Consider the following 10,598-nt stretch of genomic DNA (forward strand, 5'->3'; position numbering starts at 1 on the left):
GGTAGCGCCGCTCGGGGTCGCTCTCGGTGCGCCGCGCCGCGGCCTCGTAGGCGGCCCCGGCCTCGGCGGGGCGGTCCGCGAGTTCCAGCAGATGGGCCCGGACGGTGTCGACCCGGTGGTTCTGCGCCAGCGCGGGGTCGTCCGCGACCTCGGCGAGCACCTCCAGCCCGGCGAGCGGGCCGTGGACCATGGCCGTCGCCACCGAACGGCTGAGCGTGACCACCGGGCTCGGCGCGATGCGCTCCAGGATGCGGTACAGCATCAGGATCTGCGGCCAGTCCGTCTCCGCGACGCCGGGCGCCTCCGCGTGCAGGGCGGCGATCGCGGCCTGCAAGCGGTACGGGCCCGGCCCGAAGCGTTCGAGGGTCCGGGCCACCAGGGCGACCCCCTCCGCGATCGCGTCCCGGTCCCACCGGGTCCGGTCCTGGTCGGCGAGTGGGACGAGCGCGCCGTCCGGTGCGGAGCGGGCGTCCCGCCGGGCCTCGGTCAGCAGCATCAGCGCGAGCAGCCCCGCCACCTCGCCCTCCTGCGGCAGGGCGCGGTGCAGGTCGCGGACCAGGCGCAGCGCCCACGCCGTCAGGTCCGGGCGCACCACGTTCGACCCGCTGGACGCGGTGTGCCCCTCGTTGAAGATCAGGTACAGCACCTGGAGGACCACCTGCACCCGCGCGGCGCCCTCCTCGCCGACGGGCATCCGGAACCCGCCCCCGACCTCCTTCACCCGCTGCTTCGCCCGCCGGATCCGCTGGCTCATGGTGGCCTCCGGCACCAGGAAGGCACGGGCGATCTCCGCGGTGGTCAGCCCGCCGACCGCACGGAGCGTCAGCGCGGCCTGGGCCTGCGGCGAGAGCTCGGGGTGGCAGCAGAGGAACAGCAGGCGCAGGGTGTCGTCGGTGTCGCCCGGGCCGGCCTCGTCGGCCGGGGGGACGGCCGGCTCGCCGGCGGCCGACCGGGCCACCACCACGGCCTCGCGCCGGTGCCGGGCGCTCTCGCTGCGGATCACGTCCTGGAGGCGGCGGGTGGCGACGGTGAGGAGCCAGGCGACCGGGTCGTCCGGCACCCCGTCCCTCGGCCACTGCACGACCGCGGCGAGCTGCGCCTCCTGCATGGCGTCCTCGCAGTGGTCGAACTGCGTGGGGTGGCGGCGGGTGAGCAGGCCGAGCGCGCGCGGCGCCGACCGGCGCAGCAGTTCCTCGACGACGACCGCCACCCGGACCTCCCCAGCGTTGCGGTCCAGGCTAGCCGATCACCGCCCTCCGGACCCGGCCCGCCGGCACTCCCGGTAGTCGGGCAGCAGCCCGGCGGAGCGGGCCTCGGCGAGCGACGGCGCGTCCCGGTCGCGCGCCGAGAGGAGCGTCCGGGACGCCTCGGGGACGGGCAGGGCCAGCACGGGGTCGAACGGCGACAGCGCCAGCTCGTTGCGCGGGACGTACTCCTGTGACAGCAGGTAGGACACGACGGTGTCGTCCTCCAGCGCGAGGAACAGGTGCCCCACGCCCACGGGCAGGTACACGGCGCGGTACCGGTCCGGGCCGAGCTCGACGGAGTCCCACCGCCCGAAGGTCGGGGACCCGACCCGCAGGTCGACGACGACGTCCAGGGCCCGCCCGCGCGGGCACGTCACGTACTTCTCGCAGCCGGGCGGGGTGGCCGTGTAGTGCACCCCGCGGAGCACCCCGCTCCGCGACCGGCTGTGGCTGGCCTGTCGGACGGCGAACAGCGTTCTCCCGGTGGCCGCGCGGAAGTCCGCCTCCTGGTAGCCGGACAGGAACTCCCCCCGGTCGTCGGGGAAGACGCGCGGGGTGAACTCCAGCGCGCCCTCGACCGCCAACTCCCGTACGTCCATGGCACTCCTCTCCTCGCGGGCCGGCCGGGGAGGGCCGCTCCCCGGCCGGGTGGGCCGCGGTCAGTCGACGCGTACCTCGGGGACGTAGCGGATCCACCGGCCGCCGGCCTCGCGGAATGCGGTCTCCTTGGCCATGATCTCGTCCGCGTGGTTCCAGGCGAAGAGCAGCGCACAGTCCGGGTACGGGTCGGCGAACGCCTCGGCGGGGCGCACCGGGATGTGCGTTCCGGGGGTCAGGCGGCCCTGCTTGGCCGGGGTGGTGTCGCAGACGAAGGAGACCAGGTCGGGGCCGATGCCGCAGTAGTTGGCGACCGTCGCGCTCTTGGCCGTCGCGCCGTAGGCCACCACCGTGCGGCCCTCGTCGCGGAGCCGGGTGAGCAGCGCGAGCAGGTCGTCCCGGACCGCCGCCACGGCGTCGGCGAAGCCGCGCAGGGTGTCCAGGGCCGCGAGCCGCCGCTCCTCCTCGTGGGCGAGCAGCTCGCCCACGGCCGGCGAGGGGCGCCGGGTGCCGGGCCGGGCGAGGGTGTACCTGATCTCCCCGCCGTGCACCGGCAGTCGGCGGACGTCGACGAGCTCGAAGCCGAAGCGTTCGGCCATCGCGTGGACGGAGCGCGCGGTGAAGAGGTAGAAGTGCTCGTCGTAGATCTGGTCGAAGGAGGTCTTCTCGACGACGTCGCCGAAGTACGGGTCCTCGAAGACGAAGACGCCGTCGGGCGCGAGCAGCGCGTCGACGCCGCGGAAGACGGACTCCAGGTAGGGGATGTGACAGATGGTGTTGGCCGCGTAGATCACGTCGGCGGGGCCCTCCGCGCGCCGGACGTCGGCCGCGGTCGCCTCCTCGAAGAAGTCGCCGCGTACCCGCACGCCGGCTGCGCGCGCGACCTCGGCGACCTTGCGGGAGGGTTCGAAGCCCAGGTGGCGGACGCCGGCCTCGCCGACGGTCCGGAGCATCACCCCGTCGTTGCAGCCGATCTCGACGGCGAAGGCGCCGTCGCGGGCCAGTTCCGAGGCCAGGAACTCGCCGGCGGTGCGGGCGAAGTGCTCGCGCATCACGGCCGACCCGGACGAGTAGTACGGGTAGTCCTCGTGGAACATCCGCTCCCTGGGCACCTCGTCGACCAGCTGCACCATGGTGCAGGCGGTGCAGCGGGCGACCCGGAGCCGGTAGAAGAACTCGTCGGCGACGGGCGTCCGCGCCGGGAAGGCGTCGGAGAGCGGCTGGCGGCCGAGGTCGAGGAACTCCTCGGTCGCCGCGCCGCAGATCCGGCACGGGTGCGGTGGGGCGGGCGGGGCGGGCGGCGCGGTGTCGATCCGGTCGGTCATCGTCGGGCCTCCATCGTCATCGTCGTCGGCACGGCTGCGGCTGCGGGCGCGGGGGAGCGGGAGGTCAGAGCCCGGCCAGGACCTCGCGCAGGGCCTCGATCACCCGGTCCTGGAGGTCCGGGGGCAGCGAGGGGTACATCGGCAGCGAGAAGATCTCGCCGGCGAGCCGCTCGGTCACGGGCAGCGCGCCCTCGCCCACGCCGAGGTGGCGGAACCCCTTCATGGTGTGGACGGGCCACGGGTAGCTGATGTTCAGGGCGATGTCGTGCCGGAGCAGTTCCTTCAGGACGAGGTCGCGCCGCGGGTGGCGCACCACGTAGAGGTAGTGGACGTGCTCGTTGCCGGGCGTGGTCCGGGGCAGCACCAGGCCGTCGGGGGCGGCGAGGTCGGAGAGCGCCTCCTCGTACCGGCGCGCCACGCTCCGGCGGCCCTCGATGTACGCGTCCAGGCGGGTCAGTTTGCGCCGGAGGATCTCGGCCTGCACCTCGTCCAGCCGGCTGTTGTGGCCGGGGGTGTCGACGACGTAGTAGGTCTCCTCCATCCCGTAGTAGCGCAGCCGCCGCAGCGCGCGGTCGGTGTCCGGGTCGCGGGTGACCACGGCCCCGCCGTCGCCGTACGCGCCCAGCACCTTGGTCGGGTAGAACGAGAAGGCGCCGGCGTCGCCCATGGTGCCGGCCGTCCGGCCGCGGTGGCGTGCCCCGTGCGCCTGGGCGCAGTCCTCCAGGACCGCCAGGCCGTGGTCGCGCGCCACCCGGAGCACCGCGTCCATGTCGACGCACTGGCCGTAGAGGTGGACGGGGACGATCGCCCTGGTGCGGTCGGTGACGGCCGCCGCGAGCAGGTCGGTGTCCATCAGGTAGTCGTCCTCGCGCACGTCGACGAAGACGGGCACCGCCCCCACGGCGTCGATCGCGACCACGGTCGGGGCGGCCGTGTTGGACACCGTGACGACCTCGTCGCCCGGCCCGACGCCGAGCGCCTCCAGCCCGAGGACGATGGCGTTGGTGCCGTTGTCGACCCCGACGCAGTGGTCCAGCCCGTGCCAGGCGGCGAACTCCGCCTCGAAGCCGCGCACGCTCGCGCCGAGCACCAGCTGCCCGGAGCCGAACACCGTCTCGACGGCGTCGAGCAGGTCCTCGCGTTCGTTCCGGTACTCCGGAAGGTAGTCCCATACCCGCGTTGTCATCTGCGCCCTCCTCGGTGGGTCAGCGCCGCCCGGCGGGGCGGGCGGCGCGGGTGCTCATGTAGTCGTCGTCCCGGTCGATGCGCAGCGCCCGCGCGCTGAGGTGGTCGACGGCGTCGGGGTAGGTGTAGGGCTGCATGAACCACCCGGCCCGGACGTCCCGGTAGAGCCGGGCCAGGCTCGAACTCCCGGCGTACGAGGCGCCGCCGACGATGGTGAGGCAGTCGTTGACGATGTCGGGCGCGAGCCGGTTGAGCGTCAGCTTCGCGCACTGGAACGCCGTCATCATCCGGGGGCCGCGCACGGTCGGATCGGGCACGCCGGCGGTCAGCGCGTCGGCCTCGGCCAGGGCCGCGGCGGTGGTGGCGCGCGCCGCGTACAGGCGGGCCTCGACCTCGGCGACGAGCGTGCGGACGGCGGCGGGCGCGCCGGGGCGCTCCCGCTGCCACTCCACGGCGGCGTCGCGCGCGGCCCGGGCGACGCCCAGGTAGATGCCGAGCATGGTGATCGAGCTGACGGTCTGCCCGGCCAGCGCGGCGTCGCCGCGTTCCCCGACCGGGCCCCGCACCAGCACGTCGGTGTCCGGTACGGGGCAGCGGTCGAAGGCGATGTCCCAGGTGCCGGAGGCGCGCATCCCGAGGCCGTCCCAGGTGTCCAGGACGGTCAGGCCGGGGGTGCCGAGGGCGACGAGGGGCGCCGCGAGGCAGGTGCGGCCGTCCGCCTCGACCAGGGCGTAGGCGAAGAAGTGGGTGGCCACCGGGGCCATGCTCACCAGCGTCTTGCGGCCGGAGAGCAGCCAGCCGCCGGAGCCGTCCGGCTCCAGCCGCGTCACGGTGCCCGGGGGGTCCTTGACGGCGCCGCACACCCGCGCCTCGCCGGTCGCCATGGCGCGCAGCACCCGCTCGGCGAGCGCCGCCGCCTCCGGCTTGCCGTTGCGCCACTCGTACGCCAGCGTCAGGCCCCGGCTGAACTGGACGTGCAGGGCGAGCGCCGTCGAGGCGTCGGCCCGGGCCACCTCCTGGAGCGCCAGGGCGACGTCGTGGAGGCGGTCCACGCCGAGCCCGCCGAGTTCCGCCGGGACGGTGCCGCCGAGCACGCCGGCGCGTGCGAAGCGTTCGAAGACCTCGACCGGGAAGGTGCCGGTCCGGTCCCGTACGTCGGCGTCGGCGCGGATCGCCGGCACCTGCTCCCGGACGAGGCCGAGCAGCCTGCGGCCCGCCTCGCTGACCGGCGCGGACAGGTCCGGGCGCGCGGCCTCGTTCGCGGCCTCCGTCAGCACAGTTCGCCTCCCGTTTCGTTCCGGCCGGGCATCGCGCTCGCACCGGCGGTTCAGAGGTACTGGGTGTTCGGCGCCTGGCCGCACAGCAGCCGACCGTAGAGTTCCAGGTTGGTGTTCGGGTGCATGACGGCGTGCAGGTGGAGGGTCCGGACGTCCCGCTCGATCCGCTGGATCGGCACGTCCAGGTAGACCGAGGACGCCCCGCTCGCGGTGGCCAGGATGTCCACCGCCTCCTTGACGCGCGCGCAGACCGCGCCGGTCTCCAGGCGGGCCAGGGCGCGCTCCTCCAGCGTCCAGGGCTCGGCGGCGGCGTTCTTCGCGTCGACGAGGTCCGCGAGGCGGTAGCAGTGGAACTCCGCCTCGTCGATCTTCACCGCGGCCTCCGCGACCTGGAGGTGGGTCAGCGGCGCCTCGCGCTGGTCGGTGTAGTCGGTGTAGGTGATCCGCCGGTCGGGGAGGCGCTCGAAGAAGGCGTCCTTCGCGGCGATCGCGAGGCCGAGGGCGGTCGCGCTCACCGTCGCGCAGGCCGTCGGCATGATCGGGGCCCGGTAGATCTCCGAGCCGGCGTTGCTGCCCGCCCCGCCGCCGCCGATCATGACCGGCTCCATCGGGATGTAGCGCTCCGCGGGGACGAAGACGTCCCGCGCGACCGTGGTGACGCTGCCGGACCCGCGCAGCCCCACGGTGTGCCAGTCGTCGACCACCTCCAGGTCGGAGACCGGGATCAGCGTCATGATGGGCCGGGGGGCCGCGTCGGGGGTGAGCAGGACCGCCGCGTTGGTGTCCCAGGTGCTGTGCTGGACACCGCTGTTGAACTTCCAGGAGCCGTTGACGAGGATGCCGCCGTCGACCGGGACGGCGGTGGCCGTCGGGCTGATGATGCCGCTGACCAGGGCGTCCGGGGAGGCGAGGACCCGGTCCTGCACCTCGTCCGGGAACAGTGCGGCGACCCAGGCGCTGATCGACCAGACGCCGGCCGTCCAGGACGCCGCGCCGTCGGCGCGGGCCAGCTCCACCAGGAGCTCGGCCTGGGTGCGCATGTCGACCTCGTAGCCGCCGAGGCGCCTGGGGATCCGGGTGCGGAGCAGGCCGGCGTCCGCCAGGACCGAGACGGTCTCCTTCGACAGGCGCCGGTTCTCGTCGCCCCAGGGCGCGTTGTTCCTCAGGACCGGCGCCACCTCGCGCGCCCGGCGGAGGATCTCGGCGCGGTCGGGGACGGCGGTCGTTGCGGTGGTGTCCGTCATGACGTGCTCTCCCTGGTGAAGGACGGGGCAGCGGAATTCGGGGCATGGCGGGGGCGGGTCCACCGGTCGCGCGGTGGCGGTCCCGCACCCCGTGGACGGCGTTGCGGGGGGATCGGAGCCGGGGGGATCAGAGTCGGACGGCGCGCGTGGTCAGCGCCGAGAGCAGGGTGCGGGCCTGGACGTTCACCCGCCCGCCGCGGGTCACCAGCGCGGAGAGCTGACCAGGCGTCACCCAGCAGTACCCGGGCGGTGGTTGGGACGGCGCCTGCGCTCCGTCCGCCTCCACGATGGCGTAGCGGCTCACCGCGTTCAGGAAGCGGCCGCCCTCCTCGGAGTGCAGGGCCGAGTAGCGGACGCGGGAGGGCGCGGCGTTCTCGACGACGTCCAGGAAGTGGTGGCGGGGCCCGCGGGGGCGGCCGCGGTGGTGCTCCGGGGTGCACTGCACCGTCGGCGCGAGTTCCGCGATCTCCTGGAAGCCGACCTCCACGCCGGCCCGGGCCAGCAGGTGCGGCACGCCCGAGAAGTACCGCAGCACGAAGGCGCTCAGCCCCAGCCGTACGGGTTCGACCAGCGGCTGCGTCCACTGGGCCACCTCGCGGCTGCCCGCCTCGACGGCCACCGCGACCACGCGGAAGTGGCGGTCCGGCACCCGGCGGATCGCGTGCGCGGTCCGTATCCAGCCCCCGGTGTCGCGCAGCGGGACGCGCCGCACCCGCAGCGAGCGGCGGGCCCGCTCCGCGGCCAGCCAGCCCTCGATGTGCTCCACGGAGATCAGCCCGCTCGCTCCCGAGACGGGGAGGGGGAGGCAGGAGAGCACCGTGCGGGCGTCCATGTTGACGAGGTTGTCGCGGTGCAGCAGCGCGGCGATCCGGTCGAGGGTCAGCCAGCGGAAGTTCTCGGCGACCGGCACCTCCTCGTCGACCAGCACGATCGTGTTCCGGTTGAACTTCCGGTTGAACCAGTCGCCGTGCTCGGACTGCAGCACGTCCGCGACGGGACGCCCCCGGGACGGATCGAGGAAGTACTCCAGGTAGGCGACCGGCGCGCCCTTGTGCACGCCGGTGTAGTTGCTGTGGGTCGCCTGCACGGTGGGGGAGAGCTGGACGATGGTGGGGTTGCCCGGCTCCATCTTCGCCTGCATCAGGTAGTGGCGCACCCCGCCGAAGTCCTTGGCGATGATCCCCAGGATGCCGACCTCGGGCTGGTCGATGATGGGCTGGCGCCAGGTCGGCACCGGGCCGTCGGCCGTCTCCACCTCGACGCCCTGGATCGAGAAGAAGCGCCCGCTGTCGTGCACCAGGTCGCCGGTGTCCGGGGCGAAGGACCACCCGCGGAGCCGGTCGAACGGGATGCGCTCGACCCGGAAGCGGTCGGCCCGCACCCGGGCGGACAGCCAGTGCGCTATCTCGTCGGCCGAGGCGCCCGGACCGTCCCGGCCCGGTGCCGCGGCGGGGCGCCGGGTGAGGGCCGGAAGCCGGGTTCCGATGCCTCCACGAACCGTACCGATGGTGCTCAACTCCACGTCCTTTCAGGGGAATCGGCTGTCACGGGAATCGGCGCGGAGGTCACCCCGGGGGGCCGGCCCCGGCCGGGCGGTTCGCGCCGCCCGGCCGGAACGCGCTAGGACGGGAGTTCCACCGACATCGCGTGGCGGAAGACGTTCCCGGGGTCGTACCGCTTCTTGACCGCCTGCAGCCGGGCGTAGTTGTCCCGGTAGTACAGCGTCGTCCAGGAGACCCCGGAGTCGTTCAGCTTCGGGTCCAGCAGGTCGACGTCGGGGTAGTTGATGTAGCTCCCGGAGTTCCGCTCGTCCGGGAGCGGGACGCCGCCGGTGGCGGCGTAGACGTCGCGGTAGAAGGAGCGGACCCAGTCGAGGTGCTCGGCGCCCGAGCCCCCCTCCCAGTTCCCGGTGGAGTAGACGGCCTTCACGATCGCGTCCCGCTGGGCCGTGGCGGTGGCGTCGGCGGGCAGCGCGTTGACCTGGCCGCCGAACCCGGAGAGGCCGAGGTTCGCGGCCGGGTTGTGGTAGTCGGTGCTGCTCAGGTACCTCCAGATGACCGCTATCTGCTCGTCCGTGTACCCCTTGCGGAGGTCCCCGGCCTTGTGCTTGTAGTTCCCGGACGGCTCGTAGGGCCAGTTCTGCGGGGACATCCAGGGGATGACCTGGTCGGTGTCGATCACGGGCGTGGCGCCGACCCCGGCGGTGAGGAAGTCGACATGGGTGTTCAGTCGCTCCGACGCGCCCGGGAGCGCGTCGTCGATGACGGAGATCAGGCCGAGCATGCCCCCCGAGCGGTGGAAGAGCTGGAGGACCCCCCAGATGTCGCAGGCCGGCGTGCCGGGCTCGCTGTTCCGCTCGTACCAGGTGCCGTAGTTGCGGACCAGCGTGCCGAACGACGCCTCGTCCATGCCGTCCCAGGAGTACATCACCGTCCGCCGGCGCGCGTTGCCGGGGGCCTTCGGCAGCAGGTCCGCCGGCCGGTCGGAGCGCACGCCCCGGCTGCGCAGCCAGTAGCGGGTGACCACGCCGAAGCTGCCGCCGCCACCGCCGGTGTGGGCCCACCACAGGTCCCGGTTCGGGTCGCCCTCCTCGCGGGTGGCGACGACGGTGCGGGCCCTGCCCTTCTCGTCGACGACCACCACCTCCACCGCGTACAGGTGGTCCGCCACCAGGCCGTCCCGGCGGGAGAGGTGGCCGTAGCCGCCGCCCGTCAGGTGCCCGCCGATCGCGACGTCCATACAGGCCCCGGCCGGCAGGGTGACGCCCCACTCCTTGAAGAGGGTGCGGTAGACGTGCCCGAGCGTGGCGCCCGGACCGATCGCGAAGGCCCGGCGCTCCGGGTCGTGGCGGACCTCGTCCAGCAGCGACAGGTCGATCAGCGTCTCGACCTCCGGAGCGAAGGTGAAGCCCTCGAAGCAGTGGCCGCCGCTGCGCACCCCGATCCGCTTCCCGGCCCGCACCGCCTCCTCGACGACGGCGACGACCTGCTTGGTGCCGTGCACCACGCGCACCGAGTCGGGGCGGCCGACGAACCGTTGGTTGTGGCCGATGGTCAGGCTGCTGTACCGGGTGTCCTCGGGGCGGACGACCGTCCCGTCGGCCCGGGCCGGGGCGAGACCTCCGGGATCCGTCACATCACTCACGTACTACCTCCGGAAACAGTGGGCGGAGTTGTCTCCCCGGCGGCTCTCGGCGAAGCCTCCGCACGTGGGCGCGGACCGGCGCGGTGACCGGGGCGGCCACGCGGCGGCACGTCGAGGCCCGGGGGTTCGTTCGACGAACTCCGTCAGCGTACAGGTGAGTTGACGAACCATGAGATCGATCCGACCGGACCCCGGACGCTGCGGACCCGACCGGTCCCCGACACCGTCCAGCACAGCCGTCCCTCCTCGCCCGTCGCCCCGATCGGCTCCAGACGCATCGTCGTCCGTCGCAGCGGCCCCTGTCTTCTCGTGGATTGCGCAGGAGGGACAGCAAGCCGGGAGGTGCCGTCCGGTCGCTTGGTTTGTGAAGCTGGCGGCCATTCGTCACCCGGGCGGGGAAGGACACCCATGGCTCAGCAGACCGACAGCACCGCCACCGCCGCGCTCCCCGAGTCCGGCCGGCGCCGCGACTCCGGCGGGCGGGACTGGCTGTTCAGCGCCGGACCGACCGAACACGTCCTGCTCGTCGTGCTGCACCACATCGCGGGCGACGGGTGGTCCATGGTGCCGCTGGCCCGC

General features: G+C 73.8%; 8 protein-coding genes. All 8 read right to left on the reverse strand.

Going from position 1 to position 10,598, the window contains the following annotated elements:
• A partial coding sequence (locus tag ACWDCZ_RS36480) for an RNA polymerase sigma factor (RefSeq protein ID WP_449818139.1) occupies nt 1-1,210 on the reverse strand: 1,210 nt, incomplete at its 3' end.
• Between the two features lie 36 nt (nt 1,211-1,246).
• Nucleotides 1,247-1,846: a dTDP-4-dehydrorhamnose 3,5-epimerase family protein gene (locus ACWDCZ_RS36485; protein WP_449818140.1), complete on the reverse strand. Its 600-nt coding sequence runs from the start codon at nt 1,844-1,846 to the stop codon at nt 1,247-1,249.
• A gap of 60 nt (nt 1,847-1,906) precedes the next feature.
• Entirely contained in the window at nt 1,907-3,169 is a 1,263-nt protein-coding gene (locus tag ACWDCZ_RS36490; RefSeq protein ID WP_449818141.1) for a methyltransferase domain-containing protein, read from the reverse strand.
• A gap of 64 nt (nt 3,170-3,233) precedes the next feature.
• Nucleotides 3,234-4,355 (reverse strand): DegT/DnrJ/EryC1/StrS family aminotransferase, encoded by a 1,122-nt coding sequence (locus ACWDCZ_RS36495; RefSeq protein ID WP_380739367.1) that lies wholly within the window; start codon nt 4,353-4,355, stop codon nt 3,234-3,236.
• A 19-nt stretch (nt 4,356-4,374) separates the two neighbouring features.
• Nucleotides 4,375-5,631 carry an acyl-CoA dehydrogenase family protein gene (locus ACWDCZ_RS36500; RefSeq protein ID WP_449818142.1) on the reverse strand — a complete coding sequence of 419 codons (1,257 nt, stop codon included), beginning with the start codon at nt 5,629-5,631 and terminating at the stop codon, nt 4,375-4,377.
• A 50-nt stretch (nt 5,632-5,681) separates the two neighbouring features.
• A complete protein-coding gene (locus tag ACWDCZ_RS36505; RefSeq protein WP_117486086.1) occupies nt 5,682-6,875 on the reverse strand; it encodes an acyl-CoA dehydrogenase family protein in 1,194 nt (397 codons plus the stop codon).
• A 127-nt stretch (nt 6,876-7,002) separates the two neighbouring features.
• Entirely contained in the window at nt 7,003-8,361 is a 1,359-nt protein-coding gene (locus tag ACWDCZ_RS36510) for an NDP-hexose 2,3-dehydratase family protein (RefSeq protein WP_449818144.1), read from the reverse strand.
• Between the two features lie 134 nt (nt 8,362-8,495).
• Nucleotides 8,496-10,019, reverse strand: coding sequence for an FAD-binding protein (locus ACWDCZ_RS36515; RefSeq protein WP_449818143.1), 1,524 nt, complete (start codon nt 10,017-10,019; stop codon nt 8,496-8,498).
• Nucleotides 10,020-10,598: the final 579 nt, after the last annotated feature.

It is taken from the genome of Kitasatospora sp. NPDC001225 (genome assembly GCF_053597855.1).

Bases quoted from the DNA above. Each gene is read 5' to 3' on its own strand.
- ACWDCZ_RS36485 (WP_449818140.1), bottom strand. From the start codon at position 1,846: ATGGACGTACGGGAGTTGGCGGTCGAGGGCGCGCTGGAGTTCACCCCG.
- ACWDCZ_RS36490 (WP_449818141.1), bottom strand. From the start codon at position 3,169: ATGACCGACCGGATCGACACCGCGCCGCCCGCCCCGCCCGCCCCACCG.
- ACWDCZ_RS36495 (WP_380739367.1), bottom strand. From the start codon at position 4,355: ATGACAACGCGGGTATGGGACTACCTTCCGGAGTACCGGAACGAACGC.
- ACWDCZ_RS36505 (WP_117486086.1), bottom strand. From the start codon at position 6,875: ATGACGGACACCACCGCAACGACCGCCGTCCCCGACCGCGCCGAGATC.